We start from the raw sequence: 24,751 nt of genomic DNA, 5'->3' as shown, positions 1-24,751 counted from the left end.
TGTTACCATTTTGCATAATGTTGTTCTAGTAAACCGTATTGCTCATTGCAATTGATTATATCGGTTGCCTCATGCTCAATCGTGCCGCTAATTTTAGCTTGCCACTGGTTGAACTGGCTTCCAATCATTCTTAAATTAATATTTTCGTATCGGCACCAACCAATATGGACGTGTAGATTAAGTTTTTGATCTAAAGAGCTAATTTGCCAAAATTCATCATTTACTTTTTCAAATAAAACATCAGTCAGTGGAAATAAAACGCCGTTAATCCATAAGCAATTTTCATTACCAAAGCTTTCATTAACACCAGAAGCCAGATTTAGCCCTATACGACGCCCCTGCTCATCCCAAAAATTACATGAAAGCCAAAACCAAGCTGTTTCAGGTCGCAAAAAACCGCAGGTATCATCTAAGGATGCAAATGTCTTTTCATCAAATTGCACGACTTGGTTTTGCTTATTAATAAACATTCCCTCTACAGCCAATGTGGTCTGCTTTTGGGTATAAGTCCAACCATTGATGCCAGTTGGTGTACACAAACTTAATATATCGGTTCCAGCACAAAAAATTCGAGCGCTAAGTTGAATCTCACCATATTTGGTCACTCGGATGTATCGCACACCATTGGCATGCTGGATATCAAACTGATAAGGCGATTTAGAAAAATAGCTTTGATTGAACAACGGCTGTTCATCAAGATAGGTTTTATGCCCCAAAGGCTGAATTGCATTCCACTCGATGACCTGCCCTGTTTCATGGTCATAAATATAGAAAAAGCCATGCCCGCCCCAGCCGATATCTGCAATTGCCAGACCAATACTATAATGTTTATGTTGAATACCGCAGAATTTAAATTTTTTATATTTTAGTTGCTTACGCCAGCCCTTTAAGACCTTACCATAAGGGGTTTTATAAATATAATGTTGTACGTGAATGGTTGACGGTACAGATTCAAAACGCCCGTAGCGAGGCTGTCCATTTTCTTGAATTAAATCCATTTACCCACTTCCATATGAATATTAGATTTCAAATGACCTATACCACGGTCAAATACGTATTTTCCCAAATTGTTTCAGCAAAATCGCCTTTTATTAAATGAATATAGCGCCCTGCTACACAATCTATTGCTAAGCAGTCATCAATATCAATGACTCGATCTGTATGTGCTTTTTGCCACTGCCGATCTATAAATTGTTTACCTAATTGTTTGGCAGCTATCGCATTCGGTGCAACCACAAACTCATAACGGTGAAGTTCACCGAATTCACTTGCATTATATCCACCTAGATTAATTAAATATAATTTTAAATCATCTGGTTGTGGAGCAGCATCTGTAAAGTGAATTTGATAATTTTGCCCTTGAGAGCTAACACCAGAGAGCTTGGCCCAAGCATCAATATGCAATCCTTGAGCCTCACCAAACCAAGCCTGTTTAAGTTGAGGATAAACTTCTTCCAAAGTATCTCCTACAGCCATGACTACATCATGAACTTCTGTATTAGCGCGTGCATGACGCCCGCCTAACATCACCATAAACAAACTTGGCATTATATCCTCTTACATCTCGACCATTTCTACGCCATCAATACGTGCAACTGTCATTAAATCTTTATCACCACGACCTGAAACAGTCGCAATAATAATCTGATCTTTAGACATCGTCGGTGCAAGCTTAGAGACATAAGCCATCGCATGCGAGCTTTCAAGCGCAGGAATAATCCCTTCAATTTTAGTTAAGTCGCGGAAACCTTGTAGAGCTTCTGTATCATTAATCGGCACGTACTCTACACGCTTCATATCTTTCAAGAAGCTATGTTCAGGGCCAACACCCGGATAATCAAGGCCCGCCGAGATACTATGTGTCTCAATAATCTGGCCTTGTTCATCACTCATCAAGTAAGTACGGTTACCATGTAATACACCAACATGACCCGCATTTAACGGCGCAGAGTGTTTACCAGTTTCAATACCAAAACCAGCTGCTTCAACACCATACATTTTCACGTTGGCATCGTTTAAGAATGGATAGAACAAGCCCATTGCATTTGAACCACCACCTACACAGGCAACTAATGCATCTGGTAAGCGACCTGCTTGCTCCAAGATCTGTTTGCGTGCTTCACGGCCAATGATCGACTGGAAGTCACGAACCAATTGAGGGTATGGATGTGGGCCTGCAACTGTACCAATTACATAGTACGTCGTATCAACATTAGTTACCCAATCACGCATCGCTTCGTTCATGGCGTCTTTCAGCGTTTTAGAACCACTTTGTACAGGAACAACTGTAGCACCCAGCAAACGCATACGATAAACGTTCATCGCTTGACGCTTAACGTCTTCGGCACCCATATAAACAACACATTCAAGACCTAAACGTGCTGCAATTGTTGCTGTTGCTACACCATGCTGCCCAGCACCAGTTTCGGCAATAATACGTTTTTTACCAGAAAGCTTTGCCAATAACGCCTGACCAATCGTATTGTTTACCTTGTGTGAGCCTGTATGGTTCAAGTCTTCACGTTTAAGGTAAATTTGCGCACCACCTAACTCTTTTGACCATCGCTCAGCATAATAAAGTGGACTAGGACGACCTACATAGTAGGCGAGGTCACGGTCGAATTCTGCCAAAAACTGTTCATCATTTTTCATACGGGAATAGAGATTTTCTAAATCTTCTAATGCCGCCATTAGAGTTTCTGACACAAAACGTCCGCCATGGATACCGAAATGCCCTGCAGCATCTGGGTACTGTGTATAGTCAATCACATTGTTTTGCTGATCCACGTTGGACTCCTTGCATAAATCGTTCAATGAGTTGTTGGTCTTTTATACCTTTTGCGGACTCTACGCCTCCGCTCACATCTACTGCAAAAGCACCGGTAGTATGAATAGCGTCAATGACATTGTCAGGGGTTAAACCGCCTGCCAAGATTAATGGAATATCAAGTTTTGGGAATTTAGACCAGTCAAACTGATGTCCTGTGCCCCCTTTGAGCTCAGGATGCCATGCATCGAGCAATACAGCACTGGCACCAGCTGCCTGATATTTTTGAATTTCAGCAACTACATCCAGATCAGGTTTAACCTGAATCGCTTTATACCAGCGACGTTTACAATGGCGAGCAATTTCCTGACATTGTTCTGGAGTTTCATCGCCATGTAGTTGTAATACATCTAGGGGAACACAATCAAGTACATCCTGAATTTCAGTAGCACTCGCATTTACAAACAAACCTACCATTTGTACATAAGGTGGAATTACTTTTGCTAATTCTTGGGCCTGTTCAACTGTTACATGTCTTGGACTTGGCGGAAAAAAAACAAAACCAATCGCATCTGCTCCAGCAGCAACAACTGCCTGAACATCTTGAATACGAGTAATTCCACAGATTTTTGCTCGTGTACGTTTTTGGTTTGATGGGCTCATGATCTGCCTAAACTACAACCATTTCTTAAAATAAGCGCCATTGTAATGCAATTTTTGTCCCTTGCGTAAAAGTTCTCTGGGAATTGCTCCAAATGACATTGTATGAAGTAAATCGCCACTTTATACTGCGTAAAATTGGAAGCAAGTGTAAGCAATTCATGCTTTAGGGAAGCTGGTGAAAGTCCGGCACTGCCCCCGCAACGGTAACAATGTAAAGCATATTTTTAAGTCGTTCTCGACTTACACCACTGCAGTGATGTGGGAAGGTGAATATGTCCATAAATTAAATATGGCGCTGAAGTCCGGAGACCTACTTGTTTCATCTATCTACCCGATCATTCACGTGGGGTGAATGTATGGAGCATGTTATGTCTAAGTCTTTTCAACCTACTCGTCTGGTAGGGGCTATCGCTATTGCGATGGGGTTTTCACCTGTTATTTTTGCTGAAGATACAACGAATGTAACTCAGCTTGATCCAATTGTAGTGACTGCTTCAAAAAGTGCTGAAAAAGCGAGTGAGGTTCCGGCGCGGATTTCAGTGATTTCTAAAGAAGAAATTGAAAAAAATCCTGCTTTAAATTTATCTGATGTATTACAAAAAGATGCATCTATTTATGTAAAACAATCAGGGGGAGTTGGCCAGCTTGCAGACTTATCTTTACGCGGTGGTCGAACTGGACATACTTTATTGCTTAAAGATGGTGCACGTATCAATAGCCAGAATGGATTAGGTCCTATTACACCAGAATTCATGGATCTGACAGATGTAGACCAAATTGAGATTTTGAAAGGACCTGCTTCTGTACAATATGGTAGTGATGCGATTAGTGGTGCTATTCAACTAATCAGTAATACCCCTAAAAAAAATAATGCCTTTATTACAGGTATATACGGAGAAGATAATACTTATAAAGCTATTGTAGGTGCTGATATTGTTTCACCACAAGGTTTCTATGCTCAAATACGTGGACAGAAACTAGAAACTGATGGAACCTCTATTTTAGATATTCAGGATGATAAGGAAAAAGCACCTTATGATCAAAAAGGATATAGTACAAAAATTGGATATGATAATGAGGTATTCAAAACAAGTTTAGCCCTCAGTCAAAATAAAGGAACAAATAACTATACTAGTGATTACTACCACAACACTTCACAAAAAGAATTTGAAAATCAGCTCATCAATTGGTTAGCAAGTTACAATATTAATCCAAACCTTGCTTTAAATGCTCGATATTCAAATACTAAAAATAACCAGACTTATTTAGGAGATCCTGATTCCCATTACAATGCTAAGGCGAATGAAGGGGATATCAATGCTAAGTGGAATTTTACTACTACTCAAAATTTACTTGCTGGGGTAGATACTAATCGTAGCGAATACAGCTCAGCTTCATTCATTGGCAATAAAGAAAAGTTAGATACCACCGGATATTACATCCAACATCAATACAATAGTGATGGTATTCATACTCAAGCTGGGGTTCGAGTAGAAGATAACGATTGGTTCGGCACTCATACAGTTGGTCAGGTTGCAGCACGTTATCAAATAGCACCTCTTACAAGTATTTATGCAAATATGGGAACAGCATTTAAAGCCCCAACCCTTGAACAGTTATATGGCTATTATTATCAACTCAATTTTCAAGGCAATCCTAATTTAAAACCTGAAGAAAGTACGGCATATGAAGTTGGTATTGATCAAAAATTAGCTTATGGACTTTCTGTTTATATGTCTGCATATTACACAGATATCAAAAATCTTATTAGCTTTGGCAAGATAGAGGATAAGAGTACTTACGTAAATTTAAATAAAGCACGTATAACAGGTGGAGAAACAGGACTCAAATGGAAGCTGAATGAATATTTCTCAAATATTGAATATTCATATATTAAAAGCCGCGCTACGGATAACTTAACAGGTCAGAGTTATGATGTTGCTTACCGCCCTCATCAAACTATAACATTCACAATAGGTTATGATGATGGAGTCTATGGTGTAAATGCATCATTAATCGCACGTTCAAAAGCTAATGCGGACAATACAATAAACTCAGTTAAAGTGCCGGGTTACGCAACTGTTGATTTAAACGCTTTTTGGAATCTCAACCCAAACATAAAACTATTTACCAATATTCAGAACATCGGTGATGTCCGTAATAAGACAGTATACAATGCCCAATCTTCATTCTCTCCAGAATACTGGTATATCAACGGCGGCCGTCTCGCATCAGCAGGCGTAACTTTCCGTTATTAATTTCTCACGCCAACTATAAAAATATTTTCTTAACTCCAGTTTCGGGGTAATGTTCTGACCGACATTATCCCTTTTTTATGTTCAGGATATCCATCATGGGACACCGTTTAAGCAAAATCTATACACGCACAGGCGACTCAGGTACAACAGGTTTAGGCGATGGTTCTCGTGTTGCCAAGGATGATTTACGAATTACAGCACTTGGTGATGTTGATGAACTCAACGCCATTATTGGGGTACTTCGTGCTCAAATCACAGATAGCCAAGTAAATGATAAGGCTGATTGGGATAAAAGCTTAAGTCTGATTCAACATTGGCTTTTTGATTTAGGTGGAGAGGTTTGTATTCCAAATTACAATCTACTCCAGCCGGTTTGTATTGAATTTCTTGAAAAAGAAATTGACCGTATGAATGAAGACTTACCGATGCTTAAAGAGTTTATCCTACCGTCTGGCTCCTTATCTTGTAGTTATGCTCATCAAGCCCGTGCCGTTTGCCGCCGTGCAGAACGATCGCTCATGTCAGTACAGACTCGTGATCAAAATATTCAAGCTACAGCACTCCAACTTTTAAACCGTCTATCTGACTGGTTATTTGTCGCATCACGCGCTTTACAGCGTGCTGAAGGTGGCCAAGAAGTACTTTGGCAAAAAAATATTAATGAGATTATTTAAAAATAGATTAGATTAAACATGGTCTCTGCTCTTTTTAAAGAGACCATAGTCAAAATATTTCATAGAAGAAAATCATGCGCATTATTGGTCATCGTGGTGCACGCCGAGAAGCTCCTGAAAATACACTTGGTGGGTTTCAGCACATAAAAAATTTAGGTATTCGTGGTGTCGAATTCGATATTCGTCAGCTTCAAGACCAAGAGTTAGTTGTTATTCATGATGACAATTTTTTGCGTACAGCTGGAGTCGATCAAGTTGTAGAACAATCTACTTTAGCTCAAGCGTTGTCATTTGATCATCGTCAAAGCTGGCCCAATTGGCCGACTCCTGAACCAACGCCTACACTTACAACTGTTTTAAACTTACTTGATAATTTCGATCATATTGAAGTTGAAGTTAAAGCTGTAAGAGATATGGCATTGGCCGAAAAGCTCGTTCAAAAACTCGAGACGGAATTACATGGTTTTGAGAAAGTCGTCACCATCACAAGTTTTGATCTTCAAATTTTAACAGCCTTACGCGATATCAACTCTCAATTTAAACGTGGATTGTTAGTTGAACTTCCTATTGGGGCAACAGCAATTGAACTCGCGCATCAATATGGGTGCGGTCATATTGGTTGGTACGATCAGCTGGCAATAGATGAAATGATCCAACTATCACATCAAGCTGGTTTGAACATTAGTGTATGGACAGTCAATGATGTAGAAAGAGCAAAAAGGCTGCGTGATTTAGAAATTCAGGGCTTAATTACAGATATTCCAACTACGATGTTACAAGCCCTATAAATATAAAAAAGGTGGTAAAAACCACCTTTTATTTCTTTTGTGCCTGAATGAGGCGCTGACCACTCTGGTCAAGTAGATATAGCGTATTACCTACGAGTTGAAAGCGTTGAATACGTTGCAAAGCATCTACCAGCTCTGCCTCTTGAGCCAAAGCACCATCACAGCTTGAATGACCTGCATTTACTTGCATATCAAGTTTTTGCTGGCTGAAATTAAAGGTGTAACGGCCAAAAACAGCATTACAGCCAGTATGTCCGGATACTGTTTTGACTGCTGAGTTCAGTGAAAGAGTTGGCCATTGGTTAAAGAATTTTGCCTTATGACCACTGATCTGAGTGATCTGCCAATCAATATCTTGAATACCATCTGGACTCACTCTCTTTTTTACAACAGGTGCTTGAGTCTGATGAACTGTTCTTTTTGTTTGAACTTTTTTCGTAGTTTGTTCGGGTGCACTTTGACATGCGGCTAATACAAGACTGATTGTGGCCAAGACACACTTCAATGATAATTTTCTTGAAATATCAATGCTGTTCTTTTTTTTCAATCGTTGTACGTTCATTAAACAACTTCTCCTGCTTGAAAAACTCTTTGACATAGTTTAATTCTGTTACGGTTCTTTCAATACATCTGTACAATAATGCTAGTGATTCTCACTAAGCACGTGCTAATATGAAGGATAGAATAGCAATATATCTTGATGATTGGTTTTGCTATGTCGTTTTGTCTTTGTACCTTGTTTCACAAGGATTCTAGGAGCGCTGCCGGATATGACTTCCGCCCCACTCAAAGCCCCAATTAACTGGACCGCTAGCATTACCTTAATTGGTTTACCAATTCTTGCCGCAATCATAATCCCGATTTATGCGTATTTTTATGATTTTAGTGTAAGCGCATGGGTAAGCTTATTTTTTCTTTTAGCTCTAAGTAGTATGGGGATTACTGCTGGTTACCATCGCCTTTGGGCTCACCGAGCTTATGAAGCGTCGTTACCGCTTAAAATTCTTTTAATGATCGGTGGAACATTTGCCGTACAAAATAGTATTTTGTTCTGGGCATCTGGTCACCGTACTCACCATCGACATGTTGATGATGTTGATGAAGATCCGTATTCAATTGAGCGTGGTTTTTGGTATGCCCATATGGGTTGGATGATCCGCGATCATTCACCATCTGAGCCAGACTTTAAAAATGCACCAGACCTACTCAATGATAAATTGGTCATGTTCCAGCATAAATATTACGCACTACTTGTAGTCGCAGTTCATGTTGGTATTTTAGGTTTAATTGGTTGGGCAACAGGTGATCTATGGGGTGTAGTCCTCCTAGGTGGTCTCTTACGTTTAATCATTAGCCATCAAGTTACATTCTTTATTAACTCGCTTTGCCACATGTTTGGTAAACGTCCTTATACAGACGAAAACTCAGCACGTGATAATTTCTGGTTAGCTATTGCCACTTGGGGCGAGGGTTACCACAACTATCACCATATCTTCCAATACGACTATCGTAATGGTGTGAAATGGTGGCAATATGACCCAACAAAATGGTTGATCTGGTCATGTTCTAAAATTGGTTTAGCTAAAAATTTACGTCGTATTCCAAGCTTTAATATTAAAAAAGCAGAACTGGCGATGAAATTTAAATACGCTGAACAAGACCTAGCTATTTATGGTCATGATGTAAATGCAGACATTACTCAAATGAAACAACGTATTGCACAAGAGTACGAAGCATTTACACACACCTTAAATGATTGGGCAAAACTTAAAGAACAAGAGTTACAAGCGAAAAAAGCAGCAATGGCTGAAAAGATTCATAGAATGGATCATAAGCTTAAAGTTGATTTTCAATTGCTTGAACACCGTTTAAGTCATCACCGCGAATGCTTAGAAACACTGATGCGTAGTGTTAAAAAGAATACCAACGTGGTGTCAGACTAAAATAAATTCTGATCTAAAATAGCTCTTTCGGGAGCTATTTTTATGCCTGCTTTTTAACTGTGTTATAGTGAAATCTGCTCTCTCTATTTTGCTAAGCCTATGCAGTTTAATCCGCTCTACCCTTCACTTCCGTCTAAATTATTTCATGTTCAGCAACCATCACCTTTACGTGGTGCAAAAGCAGGACATTTTAACAATGCTTTGGCTGATGAACTGCAATGGTCAGAAGACGATAAAAATGCATGGGTTGAGATCTGTAGTGGACAGCGTACATTCCCTGAATTTCCGTCTCTTGCGATGGTCTATGCTGGCCACCAATTCGGACAATGGGCAGGACAACTCGGCGATGGACGTGGTTTACTAATTGCACAAATACTGAATACAAAGGGCCAAACCATCGACCTTCATCTCAAAGGTGCAGGTCCTACGCCTTATTCAAGAATGGGAGATGGGCGAGCAGTATTACGTTCTGTGGTCCGTGAATATTTAGCAGGACATGCTTTAAATGCTTTAGGCGTCGCATCTAGTCATGCAGTCGGTTTTACAACCTCGACTCAAGGTGTACAGCGTGAAAAACTAGAGTTAGGCGCAATGCTACTTAGAACATCTGAATGTCATATTCGTTTAGGACACTTCGAATGGATTAATCAATATGCGCCTGAATTGCTGTCAGAATTCACTCAAAAATGTATTGAATGGCATTATCCAGAATGCTTAGAAACTGAAAATCCAATTTTATCCTTTGCAAAAAAGGTAGTTGAATGTACTGCAATTATGATTGCGAAATGGCAATTGGTTGGGTTTGCTCATGGCGTTATGAATACCGATAACTTAAATATTACAGGTTCAACACTCGATTTTGGTCCATATGGCTTTATGGAGCGTTTTCGCCCGAACTGGATCAACAACCATTCCGATTATCAAGGTCGTTATACTTACCAAAATCAACCAAGTATAGGCCATTGGAACTTATGGACGTGGCTAAACAACTTAATTCCTCTCGCTGAACCTGAACAAAAAGATAAGTTTAAAGAAGAGTTAGCACGTTGCTTAGAACAATTTGAACCAATCTTTTTAGAACACTATGGACAAGGTTTATGTCAAAAAATGGGACTTCCCCATTTCCACAAAGACAGCCTTGATTGTAGTTTTGCGTTTTTAAGAATCTTACAAACTGAACAACTCGATTACACTCAAAGTTTTATTCGTCTTCAAAATAAAGAATATAAAACTCTACGAGATGATTGCCTTGATATTCGACAGTTTGATGAGTTTCTTAGCCAATATCAAAGTATTCGTGAACATCAAGATACTGATGAACTTGATGCAAATATGCAAAAAGCAAATCCGATTTATATTTTACGGAATCACATGGCTCAGCGTGCTATTGAAGCAGCGGAAAGAGATGATTTTAGCGAAGTAGATCGTTTATTTAAGCTACTTAATCATCCATACACAAGACAACCAGAGCTTGAGCAACCACAAGATTTAGGGCCATTACCAAGTGATGTTCCAGATGTAGCAGTGAGCTGTTCATCTTAATATTAAAAAACTAAAACTCTCTTAAGTTAATTTGAGACACTTAAGAGAGTTCATTGAGTATAAAAAATAATATATGAAAATTAGACCCTTCATTATTTGCACAATTCTTATCATTCCACTGGGAATCGCTTTTTATAATTATGAAAAATATTTACCGACTTTTACGTCAAGCCATCAAGCCCTCTCAAATGAAGAGATCCAAGAAATAATCAAGACCAAGCCTGTTACCTCAATTGAAGTGTTTAAAAACCAACGCCTACTTCTGCTCAAGAGTAATCAGGACGTGATTCGGCAATATCCGATTCGCCTCGGCTTTAATCCTAAAGGACATAAACATTTTGAAAATGACGGTAAAACACCTGAAGGGATTTATTCTATAGATTGGCGAAACTCACAAAGTGCTTACTATAAGTCTTTGCATATTTCCTATCCCGATGCGAAAGATATTGCTTATGCCAAGCAACATAATCAACCAACGGGAGGAGATATCATGATTCATGGATCTGTTCCGAAATCATTACTCTCGATGCCTTTTAGCTCGACTTATATGCCCCATAAGGATTGGACGTTAGGATGTATCGCGGTTAGAAATGTAGATATAGATGAAATTTGGCAATTAGTACCCAATCATACCAAGATTATAATTTATCCATAAAATCTTTAAAACTATCCACATTTTCTGTGGATAACATTGTGGTTATCCACAGAATAACTTTTATGAAGACTTACTCTTCAGGATATTCGAAGCGATAACCTACACCATAAACTGCTTGAATCCACTCATGACGGTTACCAGTTTCTGCTGCTTCACTAATTTTTCGGCGCAAGTTTTTAATATGGCTGTCAATCACACGATCGGCAACATCAAAGCTGTCTGGATTAATGTGATCTAATAATTGTGCACGTGAGTAAACTTGCCCCACATGCTCTAAAAATAGCTCAAGTAAGCGAAATTCGGTTGGCGTTAAGCTCAACGATTTTTGTTGATACCAAATTCTTTGTTGTGCTTTATCAATTCGGAAAGAATCATTTTGCTCAGGCTCTGCCTTACGCTCTAAACGACGTAAAACAGCTTGTACACGAGCCACCAACTCTTTTGGGCTAAATGGTTTACATACGTAATCATCAGCGCCCATGTTAAGACCTAATACTCGGTCAATTTCTTCGGTACGGGCAGTGACCATAATAATCGGTAAATCTGACTGTTCACGAACTTTACGGCAAATCGTTAAACCATCCATTCGTGGAACCATTAAGTCCAGAATCATCAAATTTGGTTTACGTTGCTGGAAACTCGCATAGGCATCTTGACCATCATGAAACATACTTACTTCAAAACCGGCAGCTTCAAGATAATCACGCACCAAATGCGCCAATTCGACTTCATCTTCAACCAACATCACATGTTTCATGAGATATTTTTCCTTTTATATTTAACTCTGCTTTTTAAAAGTAAGTACACAACGTAAACCACCTAATGGTGAATGTTCAAAACTGAGTGTACCACCAAGCGCCTGCGCAATTTTACAAGACAAAGCCAAGCCTAGCCCTGTTCCACCTGTACTACGCGTACGCGAATCATCTACACGATAGAAACGTTCACCTAAACGGGATAACTGCTCATCACTTAAACCAAACGGACTGTCATCCACATACAAAGTCCACTCTTGAGGAGCCTGACTTGTATGAATATGAATTTTGCCACCTGTTTCCGTGTAACGAATACTATTACTAATTAAATTAACAATAATCTGTTTAAACCGATCACGGTCTAATAATAGCGGAGAACTTGTTCCTTCAACCTGAATTTCGAGACCAGCCTGCTCAAGTTTGGGTTTAAAGTTTTCAACTTCTTGTAGTACCACTTCCCATGGATTTACAGAGCTCAAATAACACTTAAGCTGCTGAGCATCTGCCTGCGCCAAGTCTGCAAGGTCTTGGGTCAATTTTTTCAAGCTTGAAACCTGACGCATCATTGCATCTAAATGTTCAGGTGTGGCTTTTCGAATCCCGTCTTGCATCGCTTCAATTTGTGCTTGTAATACAGCCAGCGGCGTTTTTAATTCATGAGAAGTATCAGCCACCCATTGACGTCGTGACTCTTCATGCTGATGTAAAATCTCTGCCAAATGGTTCAACTGGGTTGATAAATCACCTAGCTCATCATTTCGCTTAATGACCACTTGGTGTTGATAATTTCCTTTGGTTAATTCATTGGTTGCATTTAATAAACGCTGAATTGGTTTTTTAAAATAAGTTGCCATTAACAGCGCTGCAACTAAACTTGATAGTAAGGTCAAAGCATAGATTAAGAGTAAATAACGCTTTTGATTACTAAAGAAATTAATACTCAAAGCATCTTCTTTATCTAAAACAGGTTTTAAGCCTAAATATCCCACAACTTGATTGTTTAAGATAATCGGGCGAAATGACATTTGGTCTGAAGAAGGCGGCTCACCTACAACAAACTGGTGTCGTGCATCATATAAAGATAAACGTGAACTCAAACCCAAACGGTCAGGCAAAGCAATAAAACGCTTCTTACCATTTTGAGTTTCAATATCTTTTAGGCTTCCCTTCTTTGACTTATTTTTATCATCACTTGGACGAAACTGGTTTGCACTTAAGGGGAATCTTAGCCCTTCAAAGGGTTGATATTGAGAAGGTAAATTTTGCTCAAGCGTTCTTAACTCTTCATCACTAAAAATAGTATTTTTATTGGTCGGTGCAACTTGCGGTGAAATATTAATAAGGGCATGTTCATCAAAAGAATGCTGCTGTATGGCAATATCATATTGACGACGAAGCCACCACTGTGAGAGACGATCATAGTCGTCAGGAGCTGCGGTTCCTTCGATTTGTAAAATCTGTGCCTGAATCGCATTTCCCCAATCATGGTAGACCGTATAGACATCACCAAGATTGGTAATGAGACGGTCGAGCTTCTGCATTTCAACGTCGGCTACATATTTGGCAAAGTTCTTTTGCATTGTCCAGTGCAAAACGCTCAAGCTTGCAGTCGCAATAAGTAATGTAGTGAGCAAGACTGTCAAAAATAACCGTAATGCAATGGGAACACGTAGAACGTTCAAAAGCACTCTCTCATTTTTACGCTATATTTTGCATTGTAACCAACAACGAAAAGAAAAACTCTCCATTGTTTCTACATCTTTATTATCTAATCTTTAAGCCATCAGAAAACACAACATTAAAGGGCTTTAAATATGAAAATGACGGCAAAAATTGCATTATTCAGTGCGGCAATTGTAACAATGGGAAGTTTGGCTGCGTGTCAATCGACAACTCAACCCCCTAAACCAGAGCATGGAATGATGCAAGATGGCCCACGTGAGGGTCACCACCGTATGAAGCACCGTGAGTTCACTCCAGAACAAAAAGCTGCATGGGAACAGCACCGCGCAGAACGTCAAGCTCGATTCGAACAAATTCAAAAAGCATGTGATGGTAAGACCAATGGACAACCCGTAAGTGTTCAAGTTGGGGATAAGACACTTGAAGGGACTTGTAACCTTCGTTTTGAACCTAAACGCCCTCAACCACCTGTTAATGCCCCTGCTCCTGCACCAGTTCAAGCAAAATAATTCTAAAAATTATAAAACAAAAGGCGCCTATAGGCGCCTTTTGTTTATACATAAGTGTTTACGATTTTGACTATTTGTATCATATAAACATAACCAAAAGTATTTACACTCAAAGCACTTACATAGTTTCAGCATTTTTTTCTTGACTTTGCAGTCACAAAGTAAAGGTCCTGAGGTGCTTGTACAGTTATGCAAGTTGTTGCACGATGTAATAGTCCAAGGTGCCTCATGGCACATTATCATAGATTAAGATTATAACTCTGGTTTCACCAGTATTGAGGAACCCGATATGCCACAATACAAAGCGCCCTTACGTGATATGCAATTCGTTTTGCATGAATTATTAAATGCTGAAGAACACTATGCAAAATTACCTGATTTCCAAGGTAACGTAAGCCGTGAATTGGTTGATCAATATTTAGAAGCTGCGGCGGACTTCTGTGAAAATGAACTTTCTCCTCTAAACCAAGTGGGTGACCGTGAAGGTTGTACTTGGAATGATGGCGTAGTCACTACTCCAACAGGTTTTAAAGAAGCTTATCAAAAATATATTGAACTTGGCTTTCCGTCTTTATCAGCAGAAGAACAATACGGTGGTCAGGCCTTACCTAACTCTTTAGGTATCGCAATTTCTGAAATGGTAGGTAGCTCTAACTGGGCATGGGGCATGTACCCAGGCTTGTCTCACGGAGCTGTACGTACGTTAGAACATCACGGTTCTGATGAACAAAAAAATACTTATTTACCAAACCTTGTTTCAGGTGTTTGGACAGGTACGATGTGCTTAACTGAGTCTCATGCAGGTTCAGACTTGGGTATTATCCGTACTAAAGCAGAACCAAATGCTGATGGTAGCTATGCAATCTCTGGCGAGAAAATCTTTATCTCTGCTGGTGAACATGACATGGCTGAGAACATCATCCATATCGTTCTTGCTCGCCTACCTGGTGCACCAAAAGGTACTAAAGGTATCTCATTATTCATCGTTCCTAAATTCAATGTAAATGCAGATGGATCTATTGGCGAACGTAATGCGGTACGTTGTGGTTCTATCGAACACAAAATGGGTATTCATGGTAACGCAACTTGTGTCATTAACTTTGACCAAGCTAAAGGTTACTTGATTGGACCTGAAAACCGTGGTTTGAACTGTATGTTCACCTTCATGAACACAGCACGTATTGGTACTGCTGTTCAAGGTTTAGCAGCGTCTGAATCATCTTTCCAAGGTGCGTTAACTTACGCGAAAGAACGTTTAGCAATGCGTTCACTTTCTGGTCCTAAAGCTCCAGAAAAAGAAGCAGATCCAATTATCGTTCACCCTGCTGTTCGTAACATGCTTTTAACTCAAAAAGCTTTTGCTGAAGGCGGTCGTGCTCTTGTTTACTTACTTGCTCAATACGCAGATATCGTTGAAAAAGGCGAAACTGAAGAAGAGCGTAAGTTTGCTGACAACATCTTGTCTTTATTGACTCCAATTGCAAAAGCATTCTTAACTGAAACAGGTTCTGAATCTGCTAAGCACGGTGTACAAGTCTTCGGTGGTCATGGCTTTATTTCTGAGCATGGCATGGAACAAATCGTACGTGATACACGTATTGCTTGCTTGTATGAAGGTACAACTGAAATCCAAGCACTTGATTTGTTAGGTCGTAAAGTATTGCAAACTCAAGGTGCAATGCTACGTGACTTCACTAAGATCATCCATAAATTCGTAGAAGCAAACAAAGACAACGCTGCTATGAAAGAATTTGTTGAACCGCTTGCGGCGCTTAACAAAGAATGGGGCGATCTTACTATGCAAATCGGTATGCGTGCGATGCAAAACCCAGATGAAGTCGGTGCTGCTGCTGTAGATTACCTATACTTCGCAGGTTATATCACTTTAGCTTACCTATGGGCTCGTATGGCGCTTGTAGCACAAGAGAAATTGGCAGAAGGTACAACCGATGTTGACTTCTACAATGCGAAAGTAACTACTGCTCGTTTCTACTTCAAGAAAATCTTGCCACGTGTACGTTCTCACGTAGATGTGATCGCTGGTGGTCTAGATCCATTAATGTCATTAGACGCTGAACATTTCGCTTTCTAACCATAGTTAGTTGCGATATGCAATGTTAAAAAACAAAAAAGGACTGCTCAGTTTTGACGGTCCTTTTTTTATAAAATCAATGATAAATTTACACTTTAAATTCCATATCCATTTCGTTTTACAGGATATCTAGCACAGGCCAATGTGCACAAAAAAGGTGAACGATTATGCCAATTTACAATGCTCCTTTAGCTGATATGAAATTCATCTTAAATGATGTATTTAAAGCAGAACAATTTTGGCAGTCTAATGAGAAACTCGCTCATGTAGATGCTGCAACAGCTGAAGCAATTTTAGAAGAAATGGCTAAATTTGCTCAGAACGTGACTCATCCATTAAACCGTACCGGTGACGAAGAAGGTGCTCGCTATGAAAACGGCGAAGTATTCACACCAGCTGGTTTTAAAGATGCATTTCGTCAATATGCAGAAGGTGGTTGGATTGGCTTAGGTGCCGATGAGGAATGGGGCGGTCAAGGCATGCCAAAAATGCTCACCGTTCTTTCTGATGAAATGTTATTTGCGACTAACCCATCTTTCATGCTTTACCCGCTTCTTTCAGTGGGTGCAGGTATGGCTTTAAGCAGCTACGCATCTCAAGAACAAAAAGAAACTTATTTACCTAAAATTTATTCAGGTGAATGGTCAGGTACCATGTGCTTAACCGAGCCACATGCAGGTACTGACTTAGGTATTATCAAAACTAAAGCAGAACGTAATGAAGACGGTACATATAACATCACAGGTACTAAAATTTTCATTACTGGCGGTGACAACGATTTAGCGGAAAATATCATTCACTTGGTACTAGCTAAAACTCCAGATGCCCCTGCTGGTTCACGTGGTATCTCGTTATTTATCGTACCAAAATACCTTGTAAATGAAGATGGTTCTTTAGGTGACCGTAACCATGTTGGTCCAGGCTCTATTGAACATAAAATGGGTATCAAAGCATCTGCAACTTGTGTAATGAACTTTGATGGAGCTAAAGGTTACCTCGTTGGTAAAGAAAACGAAGGCCTAGCTGCAATGTTCGTTATGATGAACTACGAACGTTTATCAATGGGTATTCAAGGTTTAGGTGCATCTGAATTTGCTTATCAAAATGCTGCTCAATACGCAACTGACCGTTTACAAGGCCGCAGTGCAGCTGGTGTTCAATCACCAAACAAACCTGCTGACAGCATTTTAGTGCATGGTGATGTACGTCGCATGTTGTTAAATGTACGTGCCAATAATGAAGCTTCTCGTGCATTTGCTGTATATGTAGGTCAACAACTCGATATCACTAAATTCTCAACTGATGCAGCAGCAGTGAAAAAAGCCAATGACCGCGTTGCGCTTTTAACTCCAATTGCAAAAGCTTACCTCACAGATACAGCATTCCAAGCAACTTTAGATGCTCAAATGGTATTTGGTGGTCACGGCTATATCCGTGAATGGGGTATGGAACAATGCATTCGTGACCTTCGTATTGCTCAAATCTACGAAGGAACCAACGGCGTTCAGTCTCAAGATTTAATTGGTCGTAAAACCATTAAATGTGGCGGTGCGTTCATTGCTGAATACATCACTGAAATTCGTGACTTTGCAAATGACCTAGACACTGACTTGAACTTCATTAAAGATGCAACTTTAGATGCTGCAACTGAAATTGAAGCAATCACTCAGTTTATTATTGAGCAAGCTGCTGAAAATGTAGAGTTCCCGAACTCAGCTGCGGTTGATTATTTACATGCGGTTGGTTTACTCAGCTTCTCATATATGTTTGCAAAAATTGCTGCCGCTGCTAAAGATAAGTCTGGTGATTTCTATCAGAACAAACTTGCTTTGGCTCAGTACTTTGTTGAACGTATCTTGCCGGATATTGATGCGCGTATTGCTAAAATCAAAGCTGGTTCTGACTTAATTATGGGCTTTAGTGAAGATTACTTTACTAATCAAGCTTAATTAAGCTCTTCATAAAAACGCCTGAATAATCAGGCGTTTTTTATTTTGTATTTACTATTTCCATTGGGACAAAATTTGTTTAATTTCTAAACATTACGAAGTGAACAAAAGATCTTATTATGCCTGATCCTAAAAAATACGAACGAATACTCGACCGTTTCGGACATTACGCCGTAGAAGCCTTCCATTATTTAGCCTTATTTATTATCGGGTGTATGGTGGCATGGTCGGCAGCCAATACGGTTTTTGAAATTCTGACCGTCAAAAAGTATGCTTCAATTGATGATATTTTATTATTATTTATTTACTTAGAGCTTGGAGCAATGGTTGGAATTTACTTTAAAACCAATCATATGCCTGTGCGTTTTCTTATTTATGTCGCGATTACGGCCTTAACCCGTCTACTCATTTCAGATATTCAACATGATCATAAAGCAGATATTGATCAAGTCATTATTACGGGCTCAATTTTGATTTTAGCCTTATCTATTTTAGTTGTACGATTTGCTTCATGGCACTACCCATCAGTGATGAAAGAGAAACATGCAAAAACTTCTAATAATTTGAAAACACCTCAACCGCAAGATGACGAGTTAGCATAGAAAAAGGCCTCAATATCGAGGCCTTTTTATTTTTACATTTAACGAACTCGGTAAATGTTGTGTCTTGAGTCTACTAATAAGTATTGATTAGGGGTTTTAACCCAGTGGTATCCACGTGGTGGTGCGTATAAACGGTGCGCTCTCCAGTCCGAAACATAATAACGGCTATGGCGATATTGGGTAGGAATACGTTCACCACGTTTAAAAGCAACATAGTTACCATAATGCTTACCACGATCAGCATTTGACCAAACTGGCGCTCGGTGATCATTACGATAATCATGACGGCGGTCATCACGATGCTCATATCGATCATAGTTTTTACCATGGTCATTGTTCCAACGGTGTCCAGAATCGGCCATCGCGGTAGCTGATATACCTAACATTAATGTCGAAAGTACAAGAACGATTGGCTTTTTCATGGCCTATTTCCTTTTAATCTTGATATGAAGCTAGATTAAAAGAGACTCAAGGAGAAACCATGAATAAAACCGCTTTGATTGCTAAACTTTGTAATGACTATAAAGAAAATATGAAGAATCTGTATCTGTGCTACCATTAGCATTTTTCAAACTAGGTCAATTGCTGTGTCTGAAATCAGTTTTGAACGTCTTCATCAATTTTTTTGCAAAGTTCCAACCGTACAAGAAGCCCGTATCATGGCTCATGGAGCAGACGGCGAACATGCTTGGTGGTTTAAGTTCAGTATTGATGTAGAACATCCGCTAGCATGGCAAACAGTTCAAGAATTAGGACATGTTTTAAACTATTTATCGACGAATGAACGTCTACCGACTTTATTCTTCCCTGTTTCTCCACCGCCATACATGAACGGTGAAGCGAAAGACTTTTTATCGTGGATTATTCAGTGTAACCATCCTGAGTTTAACCCAGATGTAGTCTGTGACTGGCTTGAAGCTCGTTTACCAAATCCTGTAGATGATGAGTCGCAGTGGAAAATTAAAACGGATTTGAGTGAAATCGAAAAACTTGATGATAAAGCGTTGGATCAATTGATTCCGCCAGCGCCTTAAATTATTTCAATGATGGGTAGGTTAAGTGATATAGAAATTAATATTTTCCAATATTCGCTTGTGCTAAATGTCATCCACAACCTGCCCGAAATTTATGAATATATTGTTTTTGCAATAAAATCGGTTAGATGAAGATATTGAACAGGTTTTGTGGATGACAAATGCCTTTGGTTACTTTGGGCAAAACCAAAGTAACCAATGAGCTCTAGTTTTAGGGTGAGACTAAGTAAGACTCCGTCGTGAACATATAGCCTCAACGTTTATATAAAAAAATAGAATTAGAAAGTCGATAATCCTGACCATTCCATAAAACGATAAATCCAATACTTCACTTTAGACTCATCTGCATACTTCGCGTAATCCACGCTCATCTGTCTATCTTTTAGGTTTGACCACGAGGTATTGAAGTAATCTTGTGCATCTTTAAAAACTTGATCTTGAACTTTGCCAATGACCAACATATCCGTTTCAAGGTTGTAATTTTTTAAATTACGGGCCGTAAAGTTGGCAGATCCTACAATCAACTCAGCTTGTTGGGCGCTATATTTCAAGATCATTTTGCTATGGTTCTGCTCGCCATGGGTATCACACCAACGGATTGGAATACCGACAGCATGTAACTCTGAAGCCACCTGGCGGTTTGGAATACCATTCTTTTGTCGACCAAATGCATCTTTATTCGGATCTAGTAAAACACGAACAATAACGCCTCGTTCTTGAGCATTTTTTAGTGCTTTAATAATCTTACGTTCAGACAAATAGAACATACTTAAATCAAGATGCTCTTTCGGCTTCGCTGAATTAATCAATTTCAATACAGATTGATAAATTGCGCCTTCAGTTAACACCTGCACTTGAGGCTTGCTAACGTCTTTTTCAAAGTCACCTAAAATGAGCGATGGAGAGCTACTGCCTGACATTTGTGCAACTGCAGCTTCAGTTTGAAGAACATCAGCAGCTGTTGCCCCTGTTACAACCAACGCGACATTAGAGTGTCTAGAACTGCCATCGTGTGGATTTGCTGAGGTTACCAATGATTTCCAACCGGCATCGGTGTCAACAACAACGGTTTTCCGATGATTCGCCTTAAAATTAAATAAGTTTAGATAGCTGCGCAGTGTAATTTTTTCATCACCGAATGGATTTGGTAACCAGCCCTTTTCAGGGTTATTGCCAATATTTTGACAGCAGATGTACCAGAAGCCTGACCAGAATGGGTTAGAAGCTCGTAAAGGGGCTAAATTCGTTTCAATCACATCAACACCTGCCTGACGTAACTGACGGTAGTGTTCAGGGCTGATACCACCGTATACCGAGTTAATCGGGTCGGTAATCATAACGATCTGAATTTGGCGGTTCTGTCTTTTCTTACTTACTAATGCATCGGTTAGCTCTTGCATTAATGGTCTTTGCTTAAGTTTTGAGTCACCCACTTCAGAATTAAACAAGAACATATCGACCACAATCGTGGTTTTTGCCTCATCAATCATTTTCAAGATTTCATCAAAAATATGCTGATCAACCTGCTGTTGCCCTTTTGCATCAAGATAAGTTTTGTCTGCTAAAAATTTAACATCGGCATGTCTAAGCTTGCCACTAAAGTTAATCCCTTGTGGTAATGGTTTTACTGTGTGGTAAATTGCTGATGCAACATATGCAATAGCAACAACGCAAAGTAATACCGCCATATAACGACGCCCTGACCAATTTATTTTTTGATGAATTCGTTGAAAAATACGCATAAAAAAGACCTAACTTGATGGTTTCAAATTAGGTCTTTTGGATTGATTTTTCAAGTTTAGTTTCGTGTTAAAGCCTTAGAAACTAAAATCAACACCTACAGTAAAATTACGTCCAACTTGTGGAATATTTGATAAGAATGAAGCATGTTGATAAACCGTGTCATCTAACAAGTTATTTGCTTTCATATAAACACGGTAATCAGTTTTTGCACCATATTGTCCAGAGTATGCTACGCCAAGATTAAGCATGTTGTAGCCTTCAGTTTCGGTCTCGTAAGCTGCAATCTTATCTTGGTTAAAGACATGGTAGTACTCGGCAGAACCACTAAAACCATCACCAAAATCTGCATCGACTTTAGTACCTAAACGTCCTGCTGGAATACGTGGAGCATTACCTTCTGCATCAATTTTACCGCGCACATAATCACCAAAAGCACTGATCTTGTACATTGGGGTAATTTGATAACCAATTTCACCCTCTGCGCCATAGAAGCGTGCTTTATCTTGAGTGTATTGAACTAAACGGAAGTCTTTATCACGGTCAAGGGTTTGCGCATAGATGTAGTCATCAAACCAGTTATGGTACACATGAAGATGATAATCAAGTTTGTCATTATCAAAATGCAAACCTAACTCAACATTATTCGATTTTTCCTTACTGAGTTGATCATTTCCTAACTCATAAGTATTTGTCGCAAAGTGCCCACCATTTGCATATAACTCTTGAGCTAAAGGCAAACGCTCTTGATGTGAAGCGACAAAAGACAGTTTATAGTTCGGTGCAAACTCCCAATTCGCAGCACCTGCGTAAGAAAATGCAGAACCATCAAAATCTTGTTTAGAGTTATCGTCTACATCAATTTCTTGCTGATCTGCACGGGCAGAAAGCTCAAAATGTACGTCTTTCCATTGTTTATGTTCTAAAGCAAATACGCTCCACTTTTTAGTAGTGGTCGGAGCCATAAATGCTTCTTCGCCAGTTAAATCTAACTTCTGTTGACCTAACTGTGCACCAATTACCCCTTCCCAACTTGCAATCGGGTTATGTACTAACTCAATACGTCCATCATAACCTTTGTTTTGGAATCGGGTCGCAATTGTTCCCTCTTCAATTTCATCATGCTGATAGTCAGTATAGCTTGCTTGCGCACGCAACTTTTGGAAGCCTGCAAATGGATCATTTAACTCGGTTTTAAAATCGTAACGCTCAGATTTTAAATCAATCCATGGGCCACCATGTTCATGTTCTTCATGTCCATGATCGTGAGCTTCTTCACCCTCTTCATGTTCATGGTCTCCACAATCTAAATGCGGTCTTCCACCTAGATGAGCGCTACAACTTTCGTATTCATGGCTATGCCCCGGTAAGCCATATTGATCCCGACGGTTACTATAAGAAATACCCGTATAACCACGGTCATAAATCCAAGACAGACCAACATTAACCGAGTCACCCTGAGCAAAAGTATTGTCTACACGGCGCTCTTTTTCACCTTCATGAATATAATTGGGAGCAATATAATTATTCGCATCACGAGTTAACCCCTCAACACGTAAAGCAACTTGGCTGCCCAAGCCAACAGTTACGCCAGCGCTCGCCACTTTTTCATCACTTCCAGTGTTGTAACGTAAGCCAATTTGTCCTTCATAACCATTTTCAGGCATTTGCGTAGGGATCTTGTTATCAATGACGTTGACTAAACCACCGACAGTCCCCGCACCAAACAGTAAAGTTGAAGGGCCGCGAATTACTTCGACTTGTTTCGCAAGCACAGGATCTACAGTGACAGCGTGGTCAGGAGACAACGTCGAGACATCAATATTTTCTGATGAATTTTGAAGTACTTTAACGCGTGGGCCATCTTGTCCACGGATGACTGGGCGACTCGAACCAGCTCCAAACTGATTCGCGTAAATTCCTACTTCACTAGTGAGAGCATCCCCAATGGTAGCAGCGCCTTGCGACAAATGCTTTTGATTAACAACAGTATCTGCCACAGCAAAATCTTGTGAAGTTTGCTCAAGTGGATGAGCCTTAATTCGAATAGTTTCTAGCTTTTCAACATTTTCACTTTCTGCTGCAAACGAAGGTACGGATATGACAGCTAAAATGGATAAGGTCAAAATATTTTTATAGAACAACATGAGGTGATTCTCTGATCGCTACGCCTTTTGTTTTGTTATATTATAACATTTCAGTCTTTTTGCAATAAAAAACATTTCCAATCGGCTGATTCGTTAGACTGGGCAATTAAATGATGTGAGTAATCTCTGTTTTATAATGCCTTTTACAATCTCTCATGCCGTTATAGCGCCTCCTCTTTCAAAGCTTAGCCGAAACACTTTACCAGTTGCAGCTCTAGCAATTGGAAGTATGACACCCGATCTTTACCGCTTATTTACAATGCAATCAGGTATGTTGACACATCAATGGAAAGGCCTGATTTATCCCAACCTTGCCTTAGGCCTCATTTTTTGTGCTATTTGGTACTTTCTATATCGACCTGTAATTTACCGTTTTTTCGGTATTCAGCATGATCTTGGCCTCAACTCTTTAAAACGTATTTTTTTATTTTTGGTTGGAACATTACTCGCACTTACTTTAGGAATTGCAACACACTTAATCTGGGATGGTCTAACACACTCAGACTTTCGGACTTTTGTATTTAAAGATGTATTAGCAACAAATATTCATCTTTTAGGGCACCCTTATCCATTACATCGTCTTTTGCAGCTAGGCTCCTCTGCTCTTGCGCTACCTTTTATTGTTTGGATGTGTGTTCACTATTATCAGTGCTATAAACAACACTGGAAAGTAAGTAAAAAAATTAAAATTTTTGCATGGTGTCTGTTGATTTTATCTACATGGTTAGGCCTATTTTCTTTTTGGGATTATGCCCGCTACATTCCTCATGAAGTTTGGCATGCCGATACCTATTATTTCACTGGTCGTTCTATTAATGAATTTATGCAAGGTTGGTTAAGTACTTTTAGCTTAGGATGCTTACTATTCTTGATTTTAGATCGCCAACAAAGAATGGGATGAATAACTAAGATTGCTGCCAAATTGCTCATTTTCAGGTTAATTTCTGCGG

22 protein-coding genes and 1 riboswitch are annotated in these 24,751 nt (G+C 39.5%); of the genes, 12 read left to right on the top strand and 10 right to left on the bottom strand.

Translation table 11 applies throughout. The annotated features are described in order from the left end of the window. Positions 1 to 2: 2 nt before the first annotated feature. From J663_RS14855 to J663_RS14840, 4 genes are read right to left on the bottom strand one after another with little or no spacing between them, the layout of a single operon-like run. Positions 3 to 998, bottom strand: a complete 996-nt coding sequence (locus J663_RS14855; RefSeq protein WP_033850694.1) for a DUF2804 domain-containing protein — start codon at positions 996 to 998, stop codon at positions 3 to 5. A gap of 37 nt (positions 999 to 1,035) precedes the next feature. Further along, positions 1,036 to 1,548 carry a DUF1543 domain-containing protein gene (locus tag J663_RS14850; RefSeq protein ID WP_033850693.1) on the bottom strand — a complete coding sequence of 171 codons (513 nt, stop codon included), beginning with the start codon at positions 1,546 to 1,548 and terminating at the stop codon, positions 1,036 to 1,038. Between the two features lie 9 nt (positions 1,549 to 1,557). After that, positions 1,558 to 2,787, bottom strand: coding sequence for a tryptophan synthase subunit beta (gene trpB, locus J663_RS14845; protein ID WP_002116129.1), 1,230 nt, complete (start codon positions 2,785 to 2,787; stop codon positions 1,558 to 1,560). Further along, positions 2,762 to 3,430, bottom strand: coding sequence for a phosphoribosylanthranilate isomerase (locus J663_RS14840; protein WP_032005535.1), 669 nt, complete (start codon positions 3,428 to 3,430; stop codon positions 2,762 to 2,764). Before J663_RS14840 ends, trpB begins: the two co-directional genes overlap by 26 nt. Before the next feature lie 126 nt (positions 3,431 to 3,556). Beyond that, positions 3,557 to 3,763, top strand: a riboswitch (cobalamin riboswitch). 35 nt (positions 3,764 to 3,798) lie between these two features. Between J663_RS14840 and J663_RS14835 the strand changes: the two genes are divergently transcribed. The 3 genes from J663_RS14835 (at position 3,799) to J663_RS14825 (ending at position 7,150) form a co-directional block, all read left to right on the top strand. Further along, complete coding sequence (locus tag J663_RS14835; protein ID WP_033850691.1) at positions 3,799 to 5,688, top strand: TonB-dependent receptor plug domain-containing protein; 1,890 nt, start codon at positions 3,799 to 3,801, stop codon at positions 5,686 to 5,688. A 95-nt stretch (positions 5,689 to 5,783) separates the two neighbouring features. Continuing rightward, positions 5,784 to 6,362: a cob(I)yrinic acid a,c-diamide adenosyltransferase gene (locus J663_RS14830; RefSeq protein WP_032056707.1), complete on the top strand. Its 579-nt coding sequence runs from the start codon at positions 5,784 to 5,786 to the stop codon at positions 6,360 to 6,362. Positions 6,363 to 6,436: 74 nt separating this feature from the next. After that, complete coding sequence (locus tag J663_RS14825; protein ID WP_033850689.1) at positions 6,437 to 7,150, top strand: glycerophosphodiester phosphodiesterase; 714 nt, start codon at positions 6,437 to 6,439, stop codon at positions 7,148 to 7,150. Between the two features lie 28 nt (positions 7,151 to 7,178). On the opposite strand, the gene J663_RS14820 is transcribed toward J663_RS14825, so the two are convergent. Next, positions 7,179 to 7,712, bottom strand: coding sequence for an META domain-containing protein (locus J663_RS14820; RefSeq protein ID WP_032005540.1), 534 nt, complete (start codon positions 7,710 to 7,712; stop codon positions 7,179 to 7,181). A gap of 208 nt (positions 7,713 to 7,920) precedes the next feature. Between J663_RS14820 and J663_RS14815 the strand changes: the two genes are divergently transcribed. The 3 genes from J663_RS14815 (at position 7,921) to J663_RS14805 (ending at position 11,290) form a co-directional block, all read left to right on the top strand. Next, positions 7,921 to 9,093 carry an acyl-CoA desaturase gene (locus J663_RS14815; protein ID WP_017385625.1) on the top strand — a complete coding sequence of 391 codons (1,173 nt, stop codon included), beginning with the start codon at positions 7,921 to 7,923 and terminating at the stop codon, positions 9,091 to 9,093. Between the two features lie 99 nt (positions 9,094 to 9,192). Then, positions 9,193 to 10,635, top strand: a complete 1,443-nt coding sequence (locus tag J663_RS14810; RefSeq protein ID WP_033850688.1) for a protein adenylyltransferase SelO — start codon at positions 9,193 to 9,195, stop codon at positions 10,633 to 10,635. Positions 10,636 to 10,708: 73 nt separating this feature from the next. Beyond that, complete coding sequence (locus J663_RS14805) at positions 10,709 to 11,290, top strand: L,D-transpeptidase family protein (RefSeq protein WP_033850686.1); 582 nt, start codon at positions 10,709 to 10,711, stop codon at positions 11,288 to 11,290. Between the two features lie 70 nt (positions 11,291 to 11,360). On the opposite strand, the gene J663_RS14800 is transcribed toward J663_RS14805, so the two are convergent. Together J663_RS14800 and baeS are read right to left on the bottom strand one after the other, a co-directional pair. Continuing rightward, a complete protein-coding gene (locus J663_RS14800) occupies positions 11,361 to 12,047 on the bottom strand; it encodes a response regulator (protein ID WP_002116101.1) in 687 nt (228 codons plus the stop codon). 21 nt (positions 12,048 to 12,068) lie between these two features. Beyond that, on the bottom strand, positions 12,069 to 13,727 hold the full coding sequence (gene baeS, locus J663_RS14795) for a sensor histidine kinase efflux regulator BaeS (RefSeq protein ID WP_033850822.1): 1,659 nt from the start codon (positions 13,725 to 13,727) through the stop codon (positions 12,069 to 12,071). A gap of 132 nt (positions 13,728 to 13,859) precedes the next feature. Here baeS and J663_RS14790 point away from each other — a divergent pair, with 132 nt between their 5' ends. The 4 genes from J663_RS14790 (at position 13,860) to J663_RS14775 (ending at position 18,880) form a co-directional block, all read left to right on the top strand. Next, positions 13,860 to 14,237, top strand: a complete 378-nt coding sequence (locus J663_RS14790) for a hypothetical protein (RefSeq protein ID WP_017385629.1) — start codon at positions 13,860 to 13,862, stop codon at positions 14,235 to 14,237. A gap of 289 nt (positions 14,238 to 14,526) precedes the next feature. Then, entirely contained in the window at positions 14,527 to 16,329 is a 1,803-nt protein-coding gene (locus J663_RS14785) for an acyl-CoA dehydrogenase C-terminal domain-containing protein (RefSeq protein WP_005804712.1), read from the top strand. Positions 16,330 to 16,496: 167 nt separating this feature from the next. After that, the gene (locus J663_RS14780) at positions 16,497 to 18,278 is read left to right on the top strand and encodes an acyl-CoA dehydrogenase C-terminal domain-containing protein (protein WP_002116088.1); all 1,782 of its coding nucleotides are present in this window, start codon (positions 16,497 to 16,499) and stop codon (positions 18,276 to 18,278) included. 119 nt (positions 18,279 to 18,397) lie between these two features. Beyond that, positions 18,398 to 18,880, top strand: a complete 483-nt coding sequence (locus J663_RS14775; RefSeq protein WP_002116490.1) for a phosphate-starvation-inducible protein PsiE — start codon at positions 18,398 to 18,400, stop codon at positions 18,878 to 18,880. A 38-nt stretch (positions 18,881 to 18,918) separates the two neighbouring features. On the opposite strand, the gene J663_RS14770 is transcribed toward J663_RS14775, so the two are convergent. Then, complete coding sequence (locus J663_RS14770; RefSeq protein WP_005804715.1) at positions 18,919 to 19,302, bottom strand: RcnB family protein; 384 nt, start codon at positions 19,300 to 19,302, stop codon at positions 18,919 to 18,921. 165 nt (positions 19,303 to 19,467) lie between these two features. On the opposite strand from J663_RS14770, the gene J663_RS14765 reads away from it, so the two are divergent. After that, the gene (locus J663_RS14765) at positions 19,468 to 19,914 is read left to right on the top strand and encodes a hypothetical protein (RefSeq protein WP_033850684.1); all 447 of its coding nucleotides are present in this window, start codon (positions 19,468 to 19,470) and stop codon (positions 19,912 to 19,914) included. A 278-nt stretch (positions 19,915 to 20,192) separates the two neighbouring features. Here J663_RS14765 and J663_RS14760 read toward each other — a convergent pair whose 3' ends face one another. Then, on the bottom strand, positions 20,193 to 21,656 hold the full coding sequence (locus tag J663_RS14760) for a phospholipase D family protein (protein ID WP_033850683.1): 1,464 nt from the start codon (positions 21,654 to 21,656) through the stop codon (positions 20,193 to 20,195). A gap of 75 nt (positions 21,657 to 21,731) precedes the next feature. After that, on the bottom strand, positions 21,732 to 23,801 hold the full coding sequence (znuD, locus tag J663_RS14755) for a zinc piracy TonB-dependent receptor ZnuD (RefSeq protein WP_033850681.1): 2,070 nt from the start codon (positions 23,799 to 23,801) through the stop codon (positions 21,732 to 21,734). Positions 23,802 to 23,937: 136 nt separating this feature from the next. On the opposite strand from znuD, the gene J663_RS14750 reads away from it, so the two are divergent. Then, positions 23,938 to 24,702: a DUF4184 family protein gene (locus J663_RS14750; RefSeq protein WP_033850679.1), complete on the top strand. Its 765-nt coding sequence runs from the start codon at positions 23,938 to 23,940 to the stop codon at positions 24,700 to 24,702. The last annotated feature ends 49 nt before the right edge of the window (positions 24,703 to 24,751 follow it).

This window comes from Acinetobacter sp. 826659, from assembly GCF_000588515.1.
In the GTDB taxonomy this organism is placed as follows: domain Bacteria; phylum Pseudomonadota; class Gammaproteobacteria; order Pseudomonadales; family Moraxellaceae; genus Acinetobacter; species Acinetobacter pittii.
Note: the sequence above shows the minus strand (reverse complement) of the source record. Positions and strands in the feature narration are given on the sequence as shown.